This window comes from Tritonibacter sp. AK171 (genome assembly GCF_030127025.1).
GTDB lineage: Bacteria > Pseudomonadota > Alphaproteobacteria > Rhodobacterales > Rhodobacteraceae > Epibacterium > Epibacterium mobile.
Window position 1 is genome coordinate 1272168 of sequence record NZ_CP126134.1, and the last position, 23852, is coordinate 1296019.

Consider the following 23852-nt stretch of genomic DNA (forward strand, 5'->3'; position numbering starts at 1 on the left):
GCTTTCATCAGTCCCGGAGGCTTTCTTCGCGCAGGCCGTCCGCCAGCAAATTCAGCCCCAGCACCAAACTCATCAACGCCACCGCAGGCGGCAGGGCCGGGTGCAGGTAGATCGACAGGAGTTTGCGCCCATCATTGATGGTGGACCCCCAGTCCGGGCTTTCAGGGGGCAGGCCAAGACCGAAAAAGCCCAACGTCCCCAAGAGGATGGTGGTGTAGCCGATGCGCAAACAGAAATCGACAATCAGCGGCCCACGCACATTGGGCAGGATCTCCCAGAGCATGATATACCACGGGCGCTCGCCACGGGTTTGTGCCGCTGCCACATAGTCTCGGGTCTTGATGTCCATCGCAAGGCCACGCACGATCCGAAACACAGTGGGTGAGTTCACGAAAACCACCGACACAAAAACCACCAACACGCCGCCCGGAATGTCAAAGAAGTCCAAAGGCCAGAAGTCGATCTTGGAGCCTTGGGCGTTGATCAGAGACATATAGAGAAGAAAGATTGGCCCCAGAACCAGCAGCAGCCAGAAGGTGTTTTTCGCCGGTTGCGTGCGAAACCTCGAATGGATCAGCACGCCGCAAAACACCATCGGAAAGGCGAAAAGCACGACCGCCATAAACTGTGGCAAGCCGGTTGCGACAATCTCAGGTGTGACCAGCAAGTAGAACAGCAAGATCACCGGAAAGGCCAGAATGAGGTTGGCGAGGAAGGACAGGAAGGTGTCGAGTTTCCCCCCGTAATACCCAGCGGGCAGGCCCAGCGTGATCCCGACCATAAAGGCAAAGAGCGTTGCAAGCGGCGCGTATTTAAGAACCTCCCAAGCGCCCTTGACCATACGCGAGAACACATCTCGTGCGAGATTGTCGCCGCCCAAGAGATACCACGCATATTCGCCTGCCTCCGCACCGCGTAATGGCGTGCCGGGTACTTTGTTTTTCATGCCAGAAGCTTGCGCCAGCGGATCGTGCGTGGCGATCAGATCCATCGCCGCAAACACACCGGTAAAGACCCAGAACATCACAAGGGTAAAACCGACCATGCCAATGGGGCTGTCAAACAGCTTTCCATAAAGACCCAAGCGACGTTTAAAGAGGATCGACAGGCTAAACAGCGTTACGAGCGCCAGCCATGTGGGCCACATCTGTCGCGACATGGCCCCAACAATTCCGGCCTCTGTGCCCATGATCAGGCCCATGACCAGATAGGTCAACCCGAGGGCTGCGACGGCGAGAAAGGCCAGACGCACCCCCAGTGCCGCCATCGCCTGCGGATTGCCCGCAAGCGACATGGTGCCATCGGCATTTGCCACATGACGGGTGCCAGCGCTGAAGATCGAGACAACAATCCAGATGGCGATGGTTGCTGCCAATAAAAGCAATGCGATCATAAAGATCGGAGTGATGAAGGCGAGAGAGCCTGTCCAAGTCAAAGGGTCCATGAGATGCCTCCTGCCTTATGAGATGCGAATGCGAGGGTTCAGGAAGATGTAGCCGATGTCGGAAATCAGCTGCGTCAGCAGAACCACGACGACAGAGACAACGGAGATCGCCAGTAGAAGCTCAATGTCATTGTTGCTCGCAGCCTCTACCAGCGACCAGCCGAAACCTTTGTAATTGAACAGGCTTTCGACGATCACCACACCGTTCAACAGCCATGGGAACTGCAACATGATGACCGTAAATGGGGCAATCAGCGCGTTGCGCAGGGCGTGCTTCAGGACGATATTGGGAAAGCTCACCCCCTTAAGGCGCGCGGTCCGAATATATTGCGCGGTCATCACCTCGGTCATCGAGGCGCGTGTCATGCGCGCGATATACCCCATGCCATAAAGCGCAATGGTCAGAACCGGCAGGAAGAAGTTCTCAAACGTCGGGTTTTCCATCGCTGAGGTGGCGGTGCCCTTGAACCACTTGAGCCCCACGGTGGAGGAGGTGAACACAGCAATGAAGATCACGCCGGAGACATATTCCGGCGTTGCGGTGGTCATGATGGACAGCGTTGACAGCGACCGATCGGTGGCAGAGCCTTCTCGCATGCCCGCCAGCACACCAATAATGAGCGCCGAAGGCACCATCAGGATCAAAACCCACATCATCAGATAGCCGGTGTTGCCAAGCCGGGTCTGGATGATCTCGCTCACATCAGTCTTAAATCGGGTGGAGTACCCCCAATCGCCCTGCAGGATACCGCAGAAACGTGGGGCTTGCGCGGCCTCATCTTCTGAAACGGCACCATCAATACAGCGTCCGGTGACGCCCTCATCGCTCAGGCGTTGCCACCCCGGCACAACACCGAGCCATTGACCATATTTGACCAGCATCGGCTGGCCGTAGCCATTCTTGTCCAGCCAGCTTGCAACGGCTTCGTCCGACATTCGGAAATTGCCCTCGGTTTTGGCGAGCTTTTCGAGGTTCGGGTAGAGGTTGGTCATCACGAACACGATGAACGTCAGGCACAACGCCGTAATGATCATCACGCCCGAGCGGCGCAATATGAATAGTCCCATGTGTTCCCCTGCAGACTGGCGGTCAGCTGGCCCTGAGGTCGTTCGGTGCTGGGCGCACAGAACCGTGGGGGCCTCGTTGTCGTGAGCTTATTCTTGTTCTTGTTGGCCTGCTCCCGGTGAGGGTCACCGAGAGCAGGCTTTTTGAATTGCGGTTCAGGCGATCAGGCCGCCCAACCCCATTTGTAATGATGGTGCTCATAGCCGATGTGCATATCGGCACCTTTCACGCCTTCGCGCATATGGCGGAAGAGTGACTTCCAGTAAGGTTGGATCGTAACGCCTTCGTCCTGAATGAGCTTTTCGCCCTTGGCGACGACTTCACGACGTTTATCGACATCCGCGATGGCAAGTGCCTCGGTGAGGATCGCGTCAAACTCCGGGTTGGACCAGCCAAACTCGTTCCATGCCTCGCCAGTGCGATAGGCCAGCGCCCAAATTTGAACGCCAAGCGGGCGGTGGTTCCAGTTGGTGGAGCTGAACGGATATTTGGTCCAGTCGTTCCAGAAGGTAGAGCCGGGCAGAACCGTGCGCTTTACCTTAAAGCCGGCATCCCGCAGCTGTGCTGCTACCGCATCGGTGGTGTTCTTGCGCCAGTCATCGTCGATGGAGATCAGCTCATGCTCGAAATCCATCATGCCTGCTTCTTCCATCAGCGCGCGGGCGCCTTCGGGATCCGCTTCTTGTTTCGGAAGTTCGGCATATTCAGGATGCGCCGGACCAACGTGGTGGTTTTCGGCCGTGACACCGCGGTTGCCATAGCCAAGTTCAAGGCAGATGTCGTTATTGACGGCCATCTGCAGCGCCTTGCGGACGCGCTGATCCGCGTAAGGGTTCTTGCCGTCCACTTCAGCGAGCTGGTTCGGGCGCACCACGATGGTGGACATGGTAACAACTTCGGACTTCACAAAGCCAAGCGAGTCCATCACGTCGATGAATTCCCCAACGGATTCATAGAGCATGTCAACTTCTTCGGATTCCAGTGCGGCCAGCCACGATGACGGGTCGGTGCCGAAATCGATATATTCGATGCTGTCGAGCGCAGGTTTGCCGAACACCTCTTCGCCCCACCATGTGTGGTTCTCGTTGCGCGTGAGGGTGCATTTTACGCCGACTTCCAGTTCGGAAATCAGGTAGGGTCCGGTGCCCACCGCATTCTGCGCGTCATCGGCGCTAAAGCTCGCGTGGGTGATTGCTGCCGGATAATCCGCCATGCCCGGAATGATCGAGATATCGGAATTGGGCAGGTTCAGCTTCACGGTGTGGCTGTCGACGACTTCAATCGCGCCTTCCAGCGCCTGATTGGTGTCAGGATCGATCAAGCTGCCAAAACGGCCAGCCATGGAATTGCCTTCCATGTCCTTGTCGCACCACCCTTTGAGATTGCGCGCCACGTCCTCGGCGGTGAAGTCATCACCATTGTTCCACTTCACACCCTTGCGGACGTTCAGGATATATTCGTCGGCACTGTCGTTCACTTCCCAGCTTTCCAGCAGCATCGGGGTGAAAGAGCCATCGTTGTTGTACTCAACCAGATACTCGAGCGTGCCGCGCATCTCGTTGCCGATTTCGGACCAGTCGAATGTGCGCGGATCTTTCAGGCCACGTACATCCATCTGGACGCGCAGCGTGCCGCCTTCTTTCATGCCTTCTGCGGCGCGGGCCGGGGCACTCAGGCCGATCATACCATAGGCCGCAGTGGCTGAAACGCCCAGCGCAGTGGCGCGGGTCAGGAACTCGCGGCGCGAGATCTTTCCGGCCTTCAACTCCTGCGCATGCATCTCTGCCGCCCAATGGTGGGTCGTCGAGCTCTTGAGTTTGGTGGTGGTCATATATGTCTCCCTGTCTAGAGCGTCGTGGGGCGGCGACCTGTCGCATGACACCATCCTGACGTTGGCAGGCGGGCATCGTGCTGAGGTGTTTGAATTGTCACAAAGTTTCCCCATCCCCACTATACGGCACCAGTTGAGCGGGCAGGTCAATGCACAGTATCGGCATGAAAGTGTATAAAAGCGACATTTTTCCTGTCGCTTTTGACAAAAAGACACTTGTGTCCAGAAATCTGAAAATTTCAGCGAGTCAGTGATGCGCGGAGACGCTGGTCGCTGGGCGGCGCGCTTTCTTGCGCAAAGCGCTCGGTGTGCTGCCGGTGTGCTGCGTGATGAACCGGGTGAAATAGGCAGCGCTGCCAAAGCCAAGGCTTTGTGCAATGTCACGCATCGGCAGGGAGGTGCGGATCAGAAGGCTCCGCGCGGCGTGCAATTGGCGCTCCGTGAGCAACGCGGCAGCGGTCTTTCCTGTCTCTTGTCGGCAGACACGCGTTAGATGTGTCGGTGTGACGCCCAGTGCCGCTGCGTGCCCGGCCATGTTATAGGCACCTTCGCTATCCTCGGCCAATCGCGCGCAGTAGGCACGGCAGAGTTTGCGCGCCGCGGAAAGTTTGCTGTTTTCTGGGGCGGTCTGCCACAGACGCTGCATGTGAATCCCAATCAGGTCGGCGTAACTTCTGATTGCCTGAGCCGTGTGGTCGTCGCTCACCTGTTGTTCGCGCAGTGCTGCATCAAACAGGGAATTGATGCGGGCCTGTTCCTGCATATCATTGATACGGATCTGCATGGGCGTATCTGGCAGGCCGCAGGGGATATCTTCGCCGATCTGGAGAACCTGACCGATGCTTTGTCGGCCAAGCTCAAGCGAAAATAAAGTGCGCGCAGGAACGCAGATGGCGGTATGCGGACCAAACCCCCGGCATTGGCCATCCAGTAGCATACGTCCCTGACCACGGGTCACCCAGATTACCAGATGACAGTCGCGCTCATGCGCGAGCTCAATCTGCCAATTGCCAGCCGACATAAGCCGCAGCAGCGGGCTTACATCTAAAGGCCCATGGGTGTTTGGATCAAATGGCATCTTGCGGTGAATAGCTGTTCTTATTCTCGTTGAAATCGAGATTGGCCTGTGCCGGTGATTCGTTCAATTTTTTTGCAAAATTTGTTCAAGAAAGGCGAGTAAGGGCTGATTTTTACGCATCTATCGCGCTGCGCTTATGGCGAAGGGCTGACCCTTTGCCATTTCTTCATGCGTGAACGGAACCATGTGCGTTGACGTTTGGCATATTGGCGGGTGGCGACAGAGGCGCTTTCTTCGGCCTCGGCCAGACTAAGATCGCCGTTGAGATGGGCCATGAGTTCCGGCACGCCAATTGCCTTGCAGGACGGCAGGTTGGGATCATAGCGCCCTTGCATCGCGCGCGCTTCTTCAAGCGCGCCATTGGCAATCATCATCGAAAAGCGGCGTCTGATACGCGCTTCCAGCCAGTCCCGATCGGCCTCAACCATCAAGGCGGTGCAACTTTCATAGGGCAAAACCGGTGGCGGGGTGTCATCCTGCCAATCGGCAAGCGCGCGCCCGGTGGCGCGAAGGACCTCCCATGCGCGCTGAACGCGAGCACGGTTCTTCATATCGATCCGCATACGGGTGGTGTCATCCAAGGCATCACTGAGCGCTTCAAGCGACATCTGGTCCCCTTCCGCCCGTATCGCAGCTGGCGTGGCGGGAATTTCGGCCATGCCTTCGGTCAGCGTCAAAAAGTAAAGCCCGGTGCCGCCAACGATAATTGGGCGTTCGGGGCCGTTCAGCAGGGGCGTCACCTCGCGCAGCCAGTGCCCGGCGGAGTAGGGTGCATCATAGGCCAGATGACCATAGAGCAGATGCGGCGCACGGGATTCGTCCTGGGCGGATGGGCGCGCGGTCACCACGCGCCAGCAGTCATATACCTGACTGGCATCGGCGTTGATTATGACTCCGCCATCTCGCTCCGCGATGCGTAGTGCCAGTTCCGACTTCCCCGACGCGGTGGGTCCGGCGATGAGTACAGGCCTGTCGGCGGGGATATTATCTATGTCCATCAAGGCTTTCCGCTGCGCATATGTAAGGCGGCCTGTGTTTGCGAGAGGCGTTCTGAAGAAGATCGGCAATTATCCGGCAGGTTGGATTGATCCTCGGCGGCTTTTGCTTCATTTTGCCGCGAGTTTTAACCCCGACATATTGCGGAGCGCAACATGCCCCAGAGCCCTGATCAGCCGGACGTCTCAACGGCCGCTAGTTATAAACGTGTGATGCTGAAGATTTCCGGCGAGGCCCTGATGGGAACGCAGGGTTTTGGCCTGCATCCGCCGACCGTTCGCAGAATCGCCGAAGAAGTGAAATCCGTTCACGATCTCGGTGTTGAGATTTGTATGGTGATCGGGGGCGGCAATATCTTTCGCGGGCTGTCGGGTTCTGCGCAGGGTATGGAACGCACCACTGCGGACTACATGGGGATGCTTGCCACGGTGATGAACGCGCTGGGGATGCAATCCGCGCTCGAAGATCTGGGCGTTTATACCCGGGTGATTTCGGCTATTCGCATGGACGAGGTGGCGGAACCCTATATCCGACGCCGGGCCGTGCGCCACCTTGAGAAGAAACGGGTCTGCATCTTTGCTGCGGGCACAGGTAACCCCTATTTCACCACCGATACCGCCGCGACCCTGCGCGCCAATGAAATGAATTGCGAAGCCATCTTCATGGGTAAGAACGGCGTTGATGGGGTCTACGACAAAGATCCCAAAACCAACGACGATGCCAAGCGGTATGACAGCGTGAGCTACGACGATGTTTTGGCCAAACGCCTGAAGGTCATGGATGCTTCGGCTATTGCGCTGGCGCGTGACAACAATCTGCCTCTGATTGTGTTTGGTCTGGATGAACCCGGTGGTTTCCGTGGCGTTCTGGCAGGCGAGGGCACTTATACCAAGGTGCATGGCTAACCCCGCGAGGCTGACACCCTGCGACACGCGTCGGCAATCTGGCGCGTGTTTTGCGTGGGATTTCACCGAGTTCCGAAGGTTTCGCGGGTGTTTGTCCGCCGAGATCGCTATACAATACACATGTGATGGCGTAAGAGCCGTCCTCAAGACCGCCTCAAGCAAGGGGAGAGCAGCATGTCTGAAGAGTTTGAACTGGACACCGACGATCTGAAACGCCGCATGGATGGCGCGATGGCCAACCTGAAAACCGAATTCGCGTCCCTGCGAACCGGTCGTGCCTCCGCTTCGATGCTGGAGCCCGTGATGGTTGACGCGTATGGATCGCAGACTCCGATCAACCAAGTCGGCACCGTGAACGTGCCTGAGCCGCGCATGGTGACCATCAACGTCTGGGACAAGGGTCTCGTCGGTAAGGTGGAAAAAGCCATCCGCGAGTCTGGCCTTGGCATCAACCCTCAGCTCAACGGTACCATCATTATGTTGCCGATTCCGGAGCTCAATGAGGAGCGCCGCCGTGAGCTGACCAAAGTTGCGGGCCAATACGCTGAACACGCACGCGTCTCGGTTCGTAACGTGCGCCGTGACGGGATGGACCAGATCAAGAAAGCCAAGTCCGAGGGTATGTCCGAGGATGACCAGAAGTTCTGGGAAGCCGAGGTGCAGGATCTGACCGACAAGATGATCAAGGCCGTGGACGCCGCGCTGGAGACCAAACAAGCCGAAATCATGCAGGTTTGATCAGCGCATATGTCACTCGTCACGGATAGCGAAACCCCGGCTGCGGCTGGTGCGGAGAATGCGGCGCCGGGTATCGGTGACGGGCCTAGACATGTTGCGATCATTATGGACGGCAATGGCCGCTGGGCGCAGGCGCGCGGGCGGCCACGGCTTTTTGGGCATCACGCAGGTGCGCGTCGTGTGCGCGAAGTGGTGGAATGCTGTCCCGCATTGGGCATCAAATATCTGACGATATTTGCGTTCTCGACCGAAAACTGGAAACGCACCCAAGTTGAAGTCGCGGGGCTCATGAGCTTGTTTCGCCGTTATATTTCCAAGGAAATGAAGGCATTGGCGGCCAAGAACGTGCGCGTGCGGTTCATCGGAGACCGGGTGCGGCTGGACACTAAGCTTGTGCAGCTGATGGATGCGTTGGAGCACGAAACCGAAGGCAACGATGGCACCCATCTGACCATTGCACTGAACTATGGCGGTCGCGATGAGGTGGCCCGTGCCACCCAGCGTCTGGCGCAGGATGTGGCCGATGGCAAACTCGACCCTGCTGATGTGGATCAGGAAACACTGCCGCGATATCTCGATACTCATGTTTTACCGGACCCGGATCTGGTGATCCGCACATCCGGCGAAGCGCGGATTTCGAACTTTCTGCTCTGGCAGTCGGCCTACTCGGAATATGAGTTTATCGACACGCTCTGGCCGGATTTCTCCTCAGATGAACTGGCGCGGCTCTGCCAGAATTTTGGCAATCGCGACAGACGCTTCGGGGCTGTAAAGAAATGAAGAACTCCATGTCCTCGCACGCTGTGAAATCCAGTCGTTGGGCGGATCTGGGGCCGCGCACGGCGTCGGCTCTGGTTTTGCTCTTGGTGGGTGGAGGTGCCAGCTATCTGGGCGGGGTGGCCTTTGCGTTGTTTGTATCGCTGAGCGTCGGTGCGGTGTTCTGGGAAGTGACCCGAATGTATCGCAAAGACAACAGCTTGGCCGCTGTTGGATACGGCGTTGCAGCTGCTGCTTTGGTGTTTCTTGCCTGTTTTATGCCGCTGATTGTGGCGGTGCCGGTTCTCGCGCTGCCTCTGTTGCTCGGTATTCGTGTTCTGGAGCAGCGAAAGACATCCTTTCTCGTCATTCTCGCATGGGTGCTGCTGGGTGGCTTTGGGCTGGTATGGCTGCGTGATGCCTTCTGGGTCAGTTGGACTGTCTGGTTAATCTGCGTGGTGGTGGCGACCGATGTCGCTGGCTATTTTGCCGGGAAATATTTCGGCGGGCCAAAGTTCTGGCCAGCTGTCAGCCCCAAGAAAACATGGTCCGGCACCGCTGGCGGTTGGGTGGCTGCAGCTGCTGTCGGTTTGATCTTCTCTGTTTTCGCTGGATTGCCTGCAAACCTCATCTGGATTTCAGTCCTCGTGTCGATGGCCAGTCAAGCAGGCGATATCGCCGAAAGCGCTCTGAAGCGACGCATGGATGTCAAAGACTCCAGCCAGCTTATTCCCGGTCATGGCGGCGTGTTTGATCGCTTTGACGGGATGCTGGGGGCAGGCGCGCTCTGCTTTTTGATCGCTGTCATCTGGGGATGACCTCACCCTCGGGAGACCGGGGAGAGGACGATGACGAATAGGTTCTAGATGAGAAAAATATCCATTTTCGGTGCAACGGGTTCTATTGGTCAGAGCACGATTGACCTGATCCGCCGGGCGCCGGAAGCCTATGATGTCGTGGCATTGAGCGGTGGTCACAATGTGGCGCAACTGGCGCGTGATGCAATCGAGCTGAACGCGGAGATTGCGATCACCGCGCATGAAGCGCGCTTGCCGGAACTGCGCGCTGCGTTGGCCGGAAGCAACGTGGAGGCCGCCGCGGGCGCGCAGGCCTTGGTGGAGGCTGCCAGCCGCCCGGCTGATTGGATCATGTCAGCGATTGTGGGCGCAGCAGGGCTTGCACCGGGCCTAAAGGCGCTGGAGCAAGGAACGACACTGGCGCTTGCCAATAAGGAATCGCTGGTCTGCGCGGGACAGTTGTTGATGCGAACCGCCGCACAGCATGGCGCGCGCATCCTGCCCGTGGATAGCGAGCATTCCGCAGTGTTTCAGGCGCTTGTCGGCGAACAAATCGAAGATGTGGAGCGGATCATCATCACGGCCTCTGGCGGGGCATTTCGGGATTGGCCGCTTGCGGATTTAAAAACCGCAACGCTGGCGCAGGCCTCGTCGCATCCCAACTGGGATATGGGGCAGCGGATCACCATAGATAGCGCGTCTATGTTCAACAAGGCGCTCGAAGTCATTGAAACCAGAGAATTCTTTGGTGTCTCGCCCGAGCAGATTGAGGTTTTGGTGCATCCGCAATCGCTGGTGCATGCGCTGGTGGGCTTTCGCGATGGTGCGTTGATGAGCCACCTTGGCGCGCCTGATATGCGCCACGCTATTGGATATGCGTTGCATTGGCCGCATCGCAAGGAACTGCCGGTTGAGAGACTGGATCTGGCGGCTGTCGGGCAGCTTGAATTTCGCAAACCTGACCTGCAGCGCTATCCGGCGCTCCGGCTGGCGCAGGACGTGATGGCGCGCGGCGGGTTGAGTGGCGCGGCCTTTAACGGGGCCAAAGAACGGGCGCTTGATCACTTTATCGCGGGGCGCATTGGCTTTCTCGATATGGCCACCATAACTGAACAGGTGTTGGAGGCGCTTGAGGCTCAGCCGGGCCTTATTGACGCCTCAATGACACTTGAAAACGTCACCCAAGTTGACGATCTGGCGCGGCAGGCGGCGGATCAGGTCGTGACGCAACGAACAGGATAGAGTTTTGGACGCAGTATTTCTGGTCTCGCAACTGGGCGGGTTCCTCTACACGATTGGCAGCTTTGTCGTGGTGCTTTCGATCATCGTGTTCGTACATGAATACGGACACTATATCGTTGGGCGCTGGAGTGGCATTCATCCGGAGGTCTTTTCGCTTGGATTTGGTCCGGTATTGGCCAGCCAGGTCGATAAGCGCGGCACGCGCTGGCAACTGGCGGCGTTTCCCTTTGGCGGGTTTGTGAAATTCCTTGGCGATGCGGATGCCGCGTCGGGCAAGGATTCCGGCGCGATAACTGCGGCGCAGAATGATCCCGAAATGCTGCGCAAGACCATGCATGGAGCCCCGCTCTGGGCGCGTGCCGCGACAGTTGCTGCGGGTCCGGTGTTCAATTTCATCCTTGCGGCCATCATCTTTACGGGTGTGAACCTGAGCCGGGGGCAGATGCAGGAGCCACTCGCGGTGGGGGCGGTCAAAGGCCTGCCTGCAGCGGGTTATACCTTGCAGCCCGGAGATGAGATTCTTGCAGTTGCAGGGATTGATACACCTGATTTCGCCGATGGCGTTGCATGGGCCGCTTTTGAAGACAGCATTCCGGTCGAAAAGGTTCTGGAGTACCGCGTGTCTCGCAATGGTCAGGAGACCATCGCGCAGGGGCCATATCTAACGCCCAGCATCGTAACCGGCGTTGCGCCCCGCAGCGCGGCCTCGGACGCCGGATTGCGCGAGGGTGATGTGATTGTTGCGGTCGATGGCGAGGAGATCTTTGCCTTTTCTCATTTGAAGGAACGGGTTGAGACTGGCGCGGGCGAACCACTGGAACTGACCGTCTGGAATAACGGGCAAACGCGCGACCTGATCCTAAGCCCACGGCGCACCGATGAGCCCACTGCCGAGGGTGGTTTCCAAACCAATTGGCGGATCGGCATTGCTGGCGGTCTGGCGTTTGATCCGGCCCGCGAATCTGTGTCGCCGCTCGCGGCTGTCGGGCAGGGGGTCACGCAGGTCTGGATCATGATCGAACAATCCCTCTCTGGGTTGAAGCATATGATTACCGGGCAGATCAGTACCTGTAATCTTTCCGGTCCAGTGGCGATTGCGGAAATCTCCGGGACGCTGGCCAGTCAGGGCGCAATGAACTTCATCTGGTTGATTGCGGCCCTGTCGACGGGCATTGGGCTTTTGAACCTATTTCCAGTGCCAGTGCTGGACGGCGGGCATCTGGTGTTCTTTGCCTATGAGGCAGTGACCGGAAAGCCCCCCAATGATCGCGCCATGCAGATCCTGATGATGATTGGCCTCACGCTGATCCTTGGTCTGATGATCTTCTCGGTCAGCAACGATCTGTTGTTCTGCTAAATCTGACGATTTATCTGGCGGGTATCCGGGCAGGATGAGGCGGGCTCGCCTTTCTCCTGCCCAGATGTCGCCACAAATCTTGCCTAGACTGATCCACGGGAGAGCGATTCCGATCAAATCGGGATCTAACGTGAATAGTGGGAGCAAGCATGCAATCGCTGCAGCAATCTTATGCAGGGCTGGACCTGTTGGTCCGCCTCAACGCCGACCGTTTCCTGTTCGTAGGGGCGATTTCGGCGGCAATACTGTCAGGTATCTGGATCGCGTCCATTCTTTGATCAACGGGGGTGAAACGCGGATTTCACCGGACGCAAAACGTGTTACGTGAAACACTAAAGCAGCGGCATGGTGCCCGCTGCTTTTCTTGTTTTTGACAACCGGGTCCAAACCCGGTACGCAGCTTATCAAGCTGCTATAATAATTGGGTTATAATTGATGGTCTGGGGGAAAAACGCGGCACTTGCCCGCGAAGTGCGCCGGGAGAGTGCTATGTCCGTTTCTTTTAAAGGCTTTCTTGGTTCTACCGCGCTTTCTGCGGTTCTTGCGGTTGGGCTTGGTATAGCGCCTCTGCCGGTTCAGTCCCAAGAGTACCGTTTCACTAACGTGCGCGTCGAAGGGAACCAGAGAATCCAAAGCTCGACCATCGTTGCCTACACTGGGCTGTCGAGTGGCGAGCGGGTGAGCGGTGGTGCGTTGAATGATGCCTATCGCGGCGTGTTCGACAGCGGATTGTTCGAGTCGGTTGAACTGGTTCCGCGTGGCAATACGCTGGTGATCAAAGTGGTCGAATATCCGACCATCAGCCGGATTAATTTTGAAGGCAACAAACGCCTCAAAGATGATGCTTTGGCCGAGGTGATTCAGTCGTCGCCCCGTCGTGTGTTCAGTGCCGATCAGGCGGAACGCGATGCTGGTGCGATTGCGGAGCTTTATCGCGCACAGGGGCGTTTGGCCTCGCGTGTGACGCCGCGCATCATCCGTCGTAACGACAACCGCGTCGATCTCGTCTTTGAAATTTCCGAAGGTGACACCGTCGAAGTCGAACGCGTGTCCTTTGTGGGGAACCGTGCCTATTCCGACCGCCGCCTGCGCCGCGTGCTGGAAACCAAACAGGCGACCTTCCTTCGTGCACTGATCAACCGCGACACGTTGATCGAAGATCGCATTCAGTTCGACCGTCAGGTCCTGACTGATTTCTATCGCTCACGCGGCTATGTCGATTTCCGGGTTAACAGCGTCAACGCTGAAGTCACCAAGGAACGCGACGCGGCCTTCCTCGTGGTGGATGTCACCGAAGGGCAGAAATTCGAGTTCGGTGATATTACCGTCACCAGCGAATTTGCCGATGCTGATCCGGATGTGTACCGCAGTCAGTTGCGCGTCAAACGGGGTGTGACCTACTCGCCGCTAGTTATTGAGAACGCCATTCAGACGTTGGAACAGTTGGCGGTGCGGCAGGGGATCGATTTCCTGCGGGTTGAGCCACGCGTGACCCGCAATGACCGTGATCTGACACTCGATGTCGAATTCGCGATGGTGCGCGGTCCGCGTATCTTTGTTGAGCGCATCGATATCGAGGGCAATACCACGACGCTTGATCGGGTGATCCGCCGTCAGTTCAACATTGTTGAAGGCGATCCGCTCAACCAGCGTGAGATCCGTAACAGTGCAGAGCGTATCAAAGCACTGGGGTTCTTCTCCCAGTCGGAAGTGGACGTGCGTCAGGGCAGCACACCGGGTGAGGTGATTGTTGACGTCGACGTTGAGGAACAGCCAACGGGGTCTTTCACCCTAGGTGGGTCCTACTCGGTTGATGACGGTATCGGTGTCGCCATTGGTATTTCCGAGAATAACTTCTTGGGCCGTGGTCAGCAGTTGTCGTTCAATATCTCGACCGCACAGGACACCGAGGCGTATAACATGCGCTTTGTTGAGCCCAAGCTGTTGGGCCGTGATCTGCAGTTTGCAATCGACTTGGGTCTGAGCGAGACGGAATCGAGCTATTCGGAATATGACACCAAATCGGTGATCTTCCGTCCGTCCATCACCTTTGATGCGAGCGACACTACATCGCTGCAGCTGCGCTATGGTTTTGAGCAAAACGAAATGGAAAGCCGCGGGCCAAATAGCAGCGGCGGATCTCGTGTGGGACGCGTGCTCGAAGAAGAGATCGCAGCAGGTAAGCGCACCACCAGTTCGATTGGTGCAACTTTCACCTACGATAGCCGTCGTACCGGTCTTAACCCGACCGCTGGCTTCCTGATCCAAAGTGGCGTCGATTACGCGGGCCTTGGCGGTGACAACGAATATATCCGCGCAACCAGTAAAATCGTCGCGCAAAAGCTCGTGTTCAACGAAGAGGTCACGCTGCGGGCCACAGTTGAGACCGGGTATCTCGGGTGGCTGGGCGATAACAGAAGCCGCACCGTCGACCGTTTCCTGCTAACATCGGAGACACTGCGCGGTTTTGAGCCGGGCGGTATCGGCCCACGCGACATGAGTGGCAGCTATGACGACGCTCTGGGCGGGAACCTTTATGCGGTTGCACGTTTTGACGCGGAGTTCCCGTTGGGACTTCCAGAAGAACTCGGTCTGCGTGGCGGTGTCTTCTATGACGTTGGCAACCTCTGGGGACTCGACGACTCAAACGCGGACCTCGTCGGTAATGTCGTTGGTCGCGATGGCTCTTTCCGCCATGTCGTCGGTTTCTCACTTTTGTGGACCACGGGTCTTGGCCCACTGCGGTTCAACTTCTCTAAAGCGCTGGTCAAGGAAGACTTTGACAAGGAGCGCAACTTCGACCTGACCATTCAGGCGCGGTTCTGACCCTGTTGCGACGCGTTAGACCACTAAAAATCATCTGGACAGCGGGGGTTGTGACCCTGCTGTCCAGCAGCATTTTGCAAGCGCAAGAGGCAGCGCCCAATGTCGGGTTGGGTGGGTTCTCTCTTGAACAGAACCTCGGTATCCCCAAAAGCTTGCTGCTCACAATCCATTCTGATCGCATGTTCTCCGAGAGTGAATATGGTCAGCGCATCGCGCGCGAAATGGAAGGGCGTAGCGCTGTCCTAATGGCCGAAAACCGTCGTATAGAGGCGGAGTTGCGCGCCGAAGAGCTTGATCTGGCAGAGCGGCGATCCACAACGGATCCGGATGCTTTCAGAGCGCTTGCTCAGTCGTTCGATCAAAAAGTTCAGGAAACGCGCAGCACACAAGAAGCGAAGTTTCTCGAAATCACCAATGCCCGCGATGAGGCACGGCGTGAGTTTCGGCAAACCTCGATCCCGATCCTTGAGCAGATCATGGCGGAGACGGGTGCAGCGGCTATTCTCGAGCAATCTACAGTTCTCTTGAGCGCTGACTCCATTGATGTCACCGACCTCGCCATCGCGCGAATCGATGCTATCCTTGGGGAAGGGCTCGATGAGGACGCTCCCGACAGCAACCAGCCCTGAGCTTGCTCCAAATAGCTGCAATTGCTACGACACACATCTGATGAAACCAACGGAACTTGACCCATGAGTGCTGACGCCAATCCCGACCTCAAGAGCGCCGACATCGGCCTGATCCAGCAAATCCTGCCGCATCGCTACCCGTTTTTGCTGGTGGACAAGGTGGTTGATATCGACGGCTATCAATCCGCGCGTGGCATCAAGAACGTCACCATGAACGAGCCGCATTTCCAGGGCCATTTCCCGGGCACCCCGATCATGCCGGGTGTCACCATCGTTGAGGCCATGGCGCAGACCTCGGGCGTGATGCTGGGGGTTGGCATGGATCTGATCGGCACCGATATGCTGATCTATTTCATGAATATCGACAAATGCAAATTCCGCCGCAAGGTTGTCCCCGGAGACGTGCTGGAAATGCATGTGGAAACGGTGCGCGGCAAGCCCGGTGGCAAGATCTTCAAATTCTCCGGTCGCGCCACTGTTGATGGTGAACTGGCGGCTGAGGCCGAGTTTACCGCGATGATCGACCGGGACGGAAAGGACGGCTGATGAACACTATTCACCCCAGCGCCATTATCGAGGATGGCGCCAAAATCGGCGAAGGCTGCGAGATCGGCCCGTTTTGCATCGTCGGCGCTGAGGTGGTGTTGGGCGACCGCGTGGTCCTGAAATCCCACGTGGTGGTCACCGGCGACACCGAGATCGGCGATGACACCGTTGTATTTTCATTTTCTGTGCTAGGCGAAATCCCGCAGGATCTGAAATTCAAAGGCGAGAAATGCCGTACCGTCATCGGCAAGCGCAACCGTATCCGTGAGCATGTGACTGTGAATGCGGGCACCGAGGGCGGTGGTGGCATTACCCGTATCGGTGATGATGGGCTGTTTATGGCGGGTTGCCATATTGCGCATGATGCTCAGATCGGGGATCGGGTGATCGTTGTGAACTCTGCCGCCGTGGCCGGCCATTGCGTGCTCGAGGACGATGTTATCATTGGGGGGCTTTCGGGCATTCACCAATGGGTGCGCATCGGCCGTGGCGCCATCATCGGCGCTGTGACCATGGTGACCAATGACGTCATTCCCTACGGTCTGGTGCAGGCCTCACGCGGGGAGCTTGACGGGTTGAACCTTGTTGGCCTCAAACGTCGTGGGGTGAGTCGTGCCGACATCACCGCGCTCCGGGCAGCGTTTCAGATGCTGGCGCAGGGCGAGGGGACGTTTTCCGAACGCGCCCGCCGATTGGGCGACGAAAATGACAGCGAATATGTGCAGGAAATCGTCGCCTTTATTACCGGTCAGAGCGACCGCCATTTTCTGACCCCCGGCGGCTGAGAAAGGTCCCGACATGATTGCACTGATTGCCGGACGCGGGGCCTTGCCCGCAGAATTGATTGCACGTTTGCCGGAGCGCCCCATGGTGTGTGCCATGGCAGGGTCTGAACCCGACCTCGTCGAGGCGGACATTACCTTTCGCCTCGAACAACTCGGCAGCTTTCTGGAACAGCTAAAAAGCCAAGGTGTGAGCGAGGTCTGCCTGGCGGGTGCCGTGACGCGACCTCAGATTGATCCGGGTGCGATTGATGCTGCCACTTTGCCACTGGTGCCGGTGTTGCAGGCGGCCATTGCCGCAGGCGACGATGGGGCGCTGCGGGCGGTGATCGGTATTCTCGAACAGAGCGGCTTTGCCGTGAAGGCCGCCCATGAGATTGCGCCGGATCTGTTGATGGATGAGGGTGTTCCGACCAAGGTGCAGCCGGGCGAGATCGACAAGGCGGATGCAGAGCGTGCCTCGGTCATCGCCTTTGGCCTGAGTGCCGCCGACATCGGGCAGGCCTGCGCGGTGCGGTCTGGTCAGGCGATTGCAATCGAGACCTTGTTTGGCACGGATTGGATGCTCGCGAGCCTCGCCAATCGTCCGGACGGGCAGGGTGGTCTGTTCTACAAGGCCCCAAAAGCCGGGCAGGACCGGCGCGCCGATCTGCCGACCATCGGCCCGGCCACCGTCGAAGGTGCGGCCATGGCTGGTCTGAACGGCATTGTCCTCGAGGCTGAGGGCGTGATCGTTCTGGACCGCGAAGAGGTCATCGCCGCTTGCGACCGCCGGGGCATGTTCCTCTGGCTGCGTCAGGCCTGATCGCATGAGCCTTCGGGTCTTTATCCTCGCTGGTGAGCCTTCGGGCGACCGGCTTGGTGCCGCATTGATGCGCGGTCTCAAGGACCTGTCTCCGGCTGTGTCCTTTGAAGGCATCGGCGGCAGCCTGATGCAGGCCGAGGGGCTCAGGTCGCAGTTCCCGATGGAGGAACTCTCCGTCATGGGGATCGCCGAGGTTCTGCCAAAGTATTTTGACCTCAAGCGCCGTATTCAGGAAACCGCCGATGCGGTGGTGGCAATGCAGCCCGACGTGATGATCACCATCGACAGCCCGGATTTCTCCCTGCGCGTTGCAAAGCTGGTGAAAGACGCCAGCGATATTCGCACCGTGCACTATGTTGCGCCCTCCGTCTGGGCCTGGCGTCCGGGGCGCGCGAAAAAGATGGCGAAGGTCATCGACCATGTGCTGGCGCTGTTGCCGTTCGAGCCGCCCTATATGGAAGCCGCCGGGATGGAGTGCGATTTTGTCGGCCATCCGGTGGTGGCGGAACCTCAGGCGACAGAGGCTGAGATTGCGGCGTTCCGTGCGGCATTCGATCTGGGCGATGCGCCGGTTCTGCTGGCCCTGCCGGGGTCGCGCCGCTCCGAGGTTGCACGGCTTGCGGATGTGTTCGGCGCAGCCCTGCGTGAGTTCCACGCCAAACACCCGGAGCACCGGATCGTTGTTCCGGCGGCCGCGCATGTGGCGTCCTTGGTGCGTGAAAAACTCGTGGATTGGCCAGAGGGCTGCATCGTGCTCGATCCTGCTGATCATGCGGTCGCTGAGTTCGCCGCGCATAAACGCGCTGCCTTTGCCTCCGCGGGGCTGGCACTGGCCGCATCGGGAACGGTGTCTTTGGAACTTGCCGCCGCGCGCACGCCGATGGTGATTGCCTATCGCTTCAATTGGCTCACGTGGCAGATCATGAAGCGCATGGCGCTGATTGATACGGTGACATTGGTCAATCTGGTGAGCGAAACCCGCGTGGTGCCGGAATGCCTTGGTCCCGAATGCACCGCCGAAAATATTGCGGCACGTCTCGATCAGGTGCTGAACGCGCCTGACGCACAACAGGATGCTATGCGCCTGACGATGGACCGGGTTGGCGAGGGCGGCGATGCCCCCGGCCTGCGTGCCGCGCGTGCGGTCCTTGAGCGATTGCCGCAGGTTTGAGGCGACACTAAAGGGTCTGAACAAATCAAAAGGGAGCCCGGAGGCTCCCTCGTTTTAGTGACCTCTCCAGATCCAGCCACCGCCAAAAATGCGGCTGCCGTTTGGATCATAGAACACACAGGCCTGACCGGGCGAAATGCCTTCCTCAGCGGAGAACAGCTCCACCTCCGCCTCGGTGTCCGAGATCGGCCGAATGATCGCATCGCGCGGGGGGCGGGTAGAGCGCACCTTGACGCTCAGATGCCATTCCGTGCGGCTGGTAAAAGGCTCATCCCCCAGCCAGTTAATCTCGCGCACCGGCACCCGGCGGGTGGCCAGCATGTCCTTTGGTCCGACGATGACCTGCTTTTGGTCCACATCGAGCTTTACCACATAAAGCGGCTCGCTCAGCCCGCCGATGCCAAGGCCGCGACGTTGACCAATGGTGTAGTGAATGACACCGTTGTGATCGCCCAGCACGCGGCCATCGGCATGCACGATCTGTCCCGGCTCCGCCGCGCCAGGGCGCAGTTTCTCGATCACCGAGGCGTAGTCGCCATTGGGCACAAAACAGATGTCCTGACTGTCCGGTTTATCCGCAACCGACAGGCCGTATTGCGCCGCCATCTCACGCGTTGCGTCCTTGGATGGTAGGTGGCCCAGCGGAAAGCGCAGGAAATCGAGCTGCTCGGGCGTGGTGGAGAACAGGAAATAGCTCTGATCGCGGTTGGCATCCTCAGCGGAATGCAGCTCCGGTCCATGTTCGCCCATCTTGCGCTGGATATAGTGACCGGTTGCCATGCAGTCGGCCTCCAGATCCTTGGCGGTTTCCAGCAGATCCTTGAACTTCACGCGCTCGTTGCAGCGGATGCAGGGCACCGGCGTCGCCCCGGCCAAATAGCTGTCGGCGAACTCGTCAATCACGGCATCCTTAAAAATGTTCTCATAATCCAGAACATAATGTGGAAAGCCGCGCTCCTCCGCGACCCGGCGGGCGTCGTGAATATCAATGCCGGCGCAACACGCGCCTTTTTTGGCGAGCGCCGCCCCGTGGTCATAAAGCTGTAGCGTCACTCCGACCACATCATAGCCCTGTTCCGCCAGATATGCCGCCACAACAGAGCTATCGACGCCGCCAGACATAGCAACGACGACGCGCGTCTCGGCGGGAGATTTTGCAAAACCTAGCGAATTCACTGGTGCCTCATTGTCCAGTGCCATGGCGTACTCCTTACGGGTCCGGAAGAGGAGATGGAAAGCATCGAAGAATATAGGAAAATGCTAAGTATTCTCAAGGGGCCGATTTCACTTACCGTTAATGCCTCCACGCCACTCTGCCCTGACCAAGCTGAATACGCATCCTAGTAAGGGCATAGCGATGTTTTTAAAGAAAGTTGATGGCCCCCGTGCGGTCACTCTACCGGACGGAACAGTCATGACTCGTGCGGATTTGCCGCCTCAGACAACAAAACGATGGGTGGCGTCGCGTAAAGCGGCGGTCGTTCGTGGCGTTTTGTATGGATTGATTCCCCAAACCGAAGCGCTACGTCTCTATAATCTGAGCGAAGAAGAGTTCAGAAGCTGGGTCGCGGCGGTTGCAGACCATGGAGAAGACGCGCTGAAAACCACCCGGTTGAAGGATTATCGTAATCCCTAAGGTAAAAACCGCCGTGTTAACTTGTACGAATTGCGAAAATTAACCAACATGGTAACGGGACATTAACCTTTTCCCAGCAAGGTTAACGCAACCTGAGGACAACAGAGTACAGGCGGAGACCCAATATGCGCATTCTTCTGGTCGAGGATGATCCCACGACGGCGAAAAGCATCGAGCTGATGCTGACTCATGCAAACTTGAACGTATACACGACTGACCTCGGCGAAGAGGGCATCGATCTGGCAAAACTTTACGATTATGACCTGATCCTGCTGGATCTGGGCCTGCCAGATATGAACGGTCATGAGGTTCTGCGTCAGCTGCGTTTGTCGCGCATCGAGACCCCGATCCTGATCCTCTCTGGCGCTGATGACACCGAGAATAAGATCAAGGGCTTTGGTTTTGGGGCGGATGATTATCTGACCAAACCTTTCCATCGCGAAGAACTGGTGGCGCGTATCCACGCGATCATCCGTCGCTCTAAGGGACATTCCCAGTCGATCATTAAGACGGGCAAAATCTCGGTTAACCTTGATGCCAAGACTGTGGACGTTGAAGGTAAATCCGTGCATCTGACTGGTAAAGAATACCAGATGCTGGAGCTTCTCTCCCTGCGGAAGGGCACAACCCTTACCAAGGAAATGTTCCTGAACCACCTCTACGGTGGCATGGATGAGCCAGAGCTGAAAATCATCGACGTCTTTATCTGTAAGCTGCGTAAGAAACTCAGTACGGCAACCGATGGTGACAACTACATCGAAACCGTTTGGGGCCGTGGCTATGTGCTGCGCGATCCGCAAGAAGATCACGCCACAGGTGGTCCACGGATGGCAGTAGGCGCCTAAGCGCACCGCGCATTAGCGAGCATTCGTTTTCTAAACCCCGCCGGGCTGAGCATCCCGGCGGGGTTTTTCGTGTCTTGGATCTGGCACTGGACCTCCTCCATATCGGGCACTATCACCAAGATAAGACAGATACCCCGAAGGGCGGAGCCAGGATGACAGAGCAGGATCCCCGGTCGATGAATGTGACCGACGCGCGCAAAGAATTTGAGGCGCTTCAAACCAAAATTGAAGCCGCGGATCTCGACTATCACCAAAAAGACGCGCCCACTCTGTCGGATGCGGAGTATGACCGTCTGAAACGGCGATATCTGGCGCTTGCTGAGGCCTTTCCAGAACTCGCCGAAGAAGGCACGCGTGTTGAGAGCGTAGGTGCGCCCGCCGCTTCCGGATTTGGCAAGGTTGCGCATGCTGTGCGCATGATGTCGCTGGGAAATGCGTTTGAAGATCAGGATGTTGAGGATTTTGCCGCCGGGTTGCGCCGCTACCTTGGCCTGTCCTCCGACGCCCCGCTTGCCTTTACGGCAGAGCCTAAAATTGACGGTCTGTCGCTTTCTCTTCGCTATGAGAATGGCACGCTGGTGCAGGCGGCGACGCGGGGGGACGGTGCTGTGGGTGAAAATGTCACCGAGAATGCCCGCACCATCGAAGATATTCCGCAGCAGATCACCGGCGCACCGGCGGTGCTGGAGGTGCGTGGCGAAGTCTATATGAGCCACGCGGATTTTGAGGCGCTGAACGCCCGCCACGCGGAAACCGGTGGCAAGATCTTTGCCAACCCGCGCAACGCGGCCGCCGGGTCCCTGCGCCAGCTTGACGCCGAGATCACCCGCGCCAGACCTTTGCGGTTCTTTGCCTACAGCTGGGGTGAACTGTCCGAACCTCTCGCAGAAACGCAAATTGACGCGATTGAGAGATTTAAACCCCTCGGTTTCCAGACCAACCCGCTGACCCGCTGCTGTCAGACCATTGCGGAATTACTGACGCATTATCATAGCATCGAGGAACAGCGCGCGGATCTGGGCTATGACATCGATGGCGTGGTCTACAAGGTAAACGACCTTGCGCTTCAGGAGCGTCTCGGCTTTCGCTCCACCACACCACGTTGGGCCATTGCGCATAAATTCCCGGCCGAACTGGCCTGGACACGCCTCGACGGTATCGACATTCAGGTGGGGCGGACCGGGGCGCTTAGCCCGGTGGCGCGATTGCAGCCGGTGACGGTGGGCGGTGTGGTCGTGTCCAACGCGACGTTGCACAACGAGGATTACATCGCGGGCCTCGACTCCAAGGGAGCGACAATCCGGGAGGGCAAGGACATCCGCGTCGGCGATTGGGTGCAGATCTATCGCGCGGGCGATGTGATCCCGAAGGTTGCTGATGTCGACTTGAACCGGCGTCCCGACAGCGCAGAAGTGTATGCATTCCCGACCCATTGTCCGCGCTGCAACAGCCCTGCAGTGCGTGAGGAGGGCGACGCGGTGCGGCGGTGCAGCGGCGGGTTGATCTGCCCGGCACAGGCCGTCGAAAAGCTCAAACATTTTGTCTCCCGCGCGGCCTTTGACATCGAAGGCTTGGGCGCCAAGCAGGTCGAGCAGTTTCACAGCGACGGTTGGATCAAAGAGCCCGCCGATATCTTTGAACTAAAAGAAAGATATGGCAGCGGGATGCAGCAGCTCAAGAACCGCGAAGGCTGGGGCGACAAATCTGCATCCGCCTTGTTTGCGGCCATTGAGGACAAGCGGCGCATAGAGTTTGCGCGGCTGATCTTTGGCCTCGGCATACGCCATGTGGGCGAGGTGGCCGCGAAAGATCTTGCCCTGCATTTCCGCACTTGGGCTGCGCTTGCCGAGGCCGCAGATCTGGCACGCCCGGCAGCGCTGGCGCATCGGGCCGCAGATGAGGCGGAACTGTTGGAACGGCAGACCGCTCAGGCTGAGGAACGCCGCGCCAGGATTTCCGAAGTGCGCAAAGCGGCGATTGCCACCTGTGATGTTGCCCCCGATGCGCAGGCGGCTTGGGATGATTTGATCAGCGTCGATGGGCTTGGCCCGACTGTCGCGCTGTCGCTCTCCGATGCCTTTGCCAACCCCGAAGAACGCGCGGCCTTTGACCGGCTGATATCGCATCTGGAGGTGATCGAACCGGACGCCCCGACAGAGGACAGCCCCGTTGCGGGCAAAACCGTGGTGTTTACCGGCACGCTGGAGAAAATGACCCGCGCCGAAGCCAAGGCCCGTGCCGAAGCCTTGGGTGCGAAGGTATCCGGGTCAGTGTCCAAAAAGACCGATATTCTGGTGGCTGGTCCGGGGGCAGGGTCCAAGGCGACCAAAGCAGCTGAGCTTGGCGTTCGTACCATGGATGAGGATCAATGGCTGGATTTGATCGGGCAGGCGTGAGCGCAT

General features: G+C 58.1%; 22 protein-coding genes. 16 read left to right on the plus strand and 6 right to left on the minus strand.

What is annotated here, in order from left to right; all coding sequences use genetic code 11:
* Positions 1-7: 7 nt before the first annotated feature.
* The 5 genes from QNI81_RS06050 to miaA form a co-directional block, all read right to left on the minus strand.
* Positions 8-1444 carry an ABC transporter permease gene (locus QNI81_RS06050; protein WP_283967697.1) on the minus strand — a complete coding sequence of 479 codons (1437 nt, stop codon included), beginning with the start codon at positions 1442-1444 and terminating at the stop codon, positions 8-10.
* Positions 1445-1459: 15 nt separating this feature from the next.
* Positions 1460-2512, minus strand: a complete 1053-nt coding sequence (locus QNI81_RS06055) for an ABC transporter permease (RefSeq protein ID WP_005617913.1) — start codon at positions 2510-2512, stop codon at positions 1460-1462.
* Between the two features lie 161 nt (positions 2513-2673).
* The gene (locus QNI81_RS06060) at positions 2674-4341 is read right to left on the minus strand and encodes an ABC transporter substrate-binding protein (RefSeq protein WP_168577425.1); all 1668 of its coding nucleotides are present in this window, start codon (positions 4339-4341) and stop codon (positions 2674-2676) included.
* A 247-nt stretch (positions 4342-4588) separates the two neighbouring features.
* Positions 4589-5419, minus strand: coding sequence for an AraC family transcriptional regulator (locus QNI81_RS06065; RefSeq protein WP_065329337.1), 831 nt, complete (start codon positions 5417-5419; stop codon positions 4589-4591).
* Positions 5420-5553: 134 nt separating this feature from the next.
* On the minus strand, positions 5554-6417 hold the full coding sequence (gene miaA / locus QNI81_RS06070; RefSeq protein ID WP_283967698.1) for a tRNA (adenosine(37)-N6)-dimethylallyltransferase MiaA: 864 nt from the start codon (positions 6415-6417) through the stop codon (positions 5554-5556).
* Positions 6418-6570: 153 nt separating this feature from the next.
* Here miaA and pyrH point away from each other — a divergent pair, with 153 nt between their 5' ends.
* From pyrH to lpxB, 13 genes are all read left to right on the plus strand, one after another.
* Positions 6571-7320, plus strand: coding sequence for a UMP kinase (gene pyrH, locus QNI81_RS06075; RefSeq protein ID WP_009176732.1), 750 nt, complete (start codon positions 6571-6573; stop codon positions 7318-7320).
* Between the two features lie 174 nt (positions 7321-7494).
* On the plus strand, positions 7495-8058 hold the full coding sequence (frr, locus tag QNI81_RS06080) for a ribosome recycling factor (protein WP_005617897.1): 564 nt from the start codon (positions 7495-7497) through the stop codon (positions 8056-8058).
* 105 nt (positions 8059-8163) lie between these two features.
* Positions 8164-8838, plus strand: a complete 675-nt coding sequence (uppS, locus tag QNI81_RS06085; protein ID WP_235859494.1) for a polyprenyl diphosphate synthase — start codon at positions 8164-8166, stop codon at positions 8836-8838.
* Positions 8839-8846: 8 nt separating this feature from the next.
* Entirely contained in the window at positions 8847-9632 is a 786-nt protein-coding gene (locus QNI81_RS06090; protein WP_283967699.1) for a phosphatidate cytidylyltransferase, read from the plus strand.
* 48 nt (positions 9633-9680) lie between these two features.
* On the plus strand, positions 9681-10853 hold the full coding sequence (gene dxr / locus QNI81_RS06095; protein WP_283967700.1) for a 1-deoxy-D-xylulose-5-phosphate reductoisomerase: 1173 nt from the start codon (positions 9681-9683) through the stop codon (positions 10851-10853).
* A 4-nt stretch (positions 10854-10857) separates the two neighbouring features.
* Positions 10858-12210: an RIP metalloprotease RseP gene (gene rseP / locus QNI81_RS06100; protein WP_283967701.1), complete on the plus strand. Its 1353-nt coding sequence runs from the start codon at positions 10858-10860 to the stop codon at positions 12208-12210.
* Between the two features lie 149 nt (positions 12211-12359).
* Complete coding sequence (locus QNI81_RS06105; RefSeq protein ID WP_009177217.1) at positions 12360-12488, plus strand: hypothetical protein; 129 nt, start codon at positions 12360-12362, stop codon at positions 12486-12488.
* A gap of 211 nt (positions 12489-12699) precedes the next feature.
* Entirely contained in the window at positions 12700-15036 is a 2337-nt protein-coding gene (gene bamA / locus QNI81_RS06110; RefSeq protein WP_283967702.1) for an outer membrane protein assembly factor BamA, read from the plus strand.
* 50 nt (positions 15037-15086) lie between these two features.
* A complete protein-coding gene (locus tag QNI81_RS06115) occupies positions 15087-15665 on the plus strand; it encodes an OmpH family outer membrane protein (RefSeq protein ID WP_009176946.1) in 579 nt (192 codons plus the stop codon).
* Between the two features lie 63 nt (positions 15666-15728).
* Positions 15729-16211 (plus strand): 3-hydroxyacyl-ACP dehydratase FabZ, encoded by a 483-nt coding sequence (fabZ, locus tag QNI81_RS06120; protein ID WP_005617880.1) that lies wholly within the window; start codon positions 15729-15731, stop codon positions 16209-16211.
* Positions 16211-16996 carry an acyl-ACP--UDP-N-acetylglucosamine O-acyltransferase gene (gene lpxA, locus QNI81_RS06125; protein WP_065329343.1) on the plus strand — a complete coding sequence of 262 codons (786 nt, stop codon included), beginning with the start codon at positions 16211-16213 and terminating at the stop codon, positions 16994-16996. Before fabZ ends, lpxA begins: the two co-directional genes overlap by 1 nt.
* 13 nt (positions 16997-17009) lie before the next feature.
* Complete coding sequence (locus tag QNI81_RS06130) at positions 17010-17798, plus strand: LpxI family protein (protein WP_283967703.1); 789 nt, start codon at positions 17010-17012, stop codon at positions 17796-17798.
* A gap of 4 nt (positions 17799-17802) precedes the next feature.
* The gene (gene lpxB, locus QNI81_RS06135; protein ID WP_283967704.1) at positions 17803-18969 is read left to right on the plus strand and encodes a lipid-A-disaccharide synthase; all 1167 of its coding nucleotides are present in this window, start codon (positions 17803-17805) and stop codon (positions 18967-18969) included.
* Between the two features lie 54 nt (positions 18970-19023).
* Here the strand turns inward: lpxB and mnmA are convergent, their stop codons facing one another.
* Complete coding sequence (gene mnmA, locus QNI81_RS06140) at positions 19024-20169, minus strand: tRNA 2-thiouridine(34) synthase MnmA (RefSeq protein ID WP_126136924.1); 1146 nt, start codon at positions 20167-20169, stop codon at positions 19024-19026.
* 157 nt (positions 20170-20326) lie between these two features.
* On the opposite strand from mnmA, the gene sciP reads away from it, so the two are divergent.
* The 3 genes from sciP (at position 20327) to ligA (ending at position 23846) form a co-directional block, all read left to right on the plus strand.
* Positions 20327-20605: a CtrA inhibitor SciP gene (gene sciP / locus QNI81_RS06145; RefSeq protein WP_005611705.1), complete on the plus strand. Its 279-nt coding sequence runs from the start codon at positions 20327-20329 to the stop codon at positions 20603-20605.
* A 125-nt stretch (positions 20606-20730) separates the two neighbouring features.
* Positions 20731-21450, plus strand: coding sequence for a response regulator transcription factor CtrA (ctrA, locus tag QNI81_RS06150; protein ID WP_005611702.1), 720 nt, complete (start codon positions 20731-20733; stop codon positions 21448-21450).
* Positions 21451-21626: 176 nt separating this feature from the next.
* Complete coding sequence (gene ligA / locus QNI81_RS06155; RefSeq protein ID WP_283967871.1) at positions 21627-23846, plus strand: NAD-dependent DNA ligase LigA; 2220 nt, start codon at positions 21627-21629, stop codon at positions 23844-23846.
* Positions 23847-23852 lie beyond the last annotated feature (6 nt).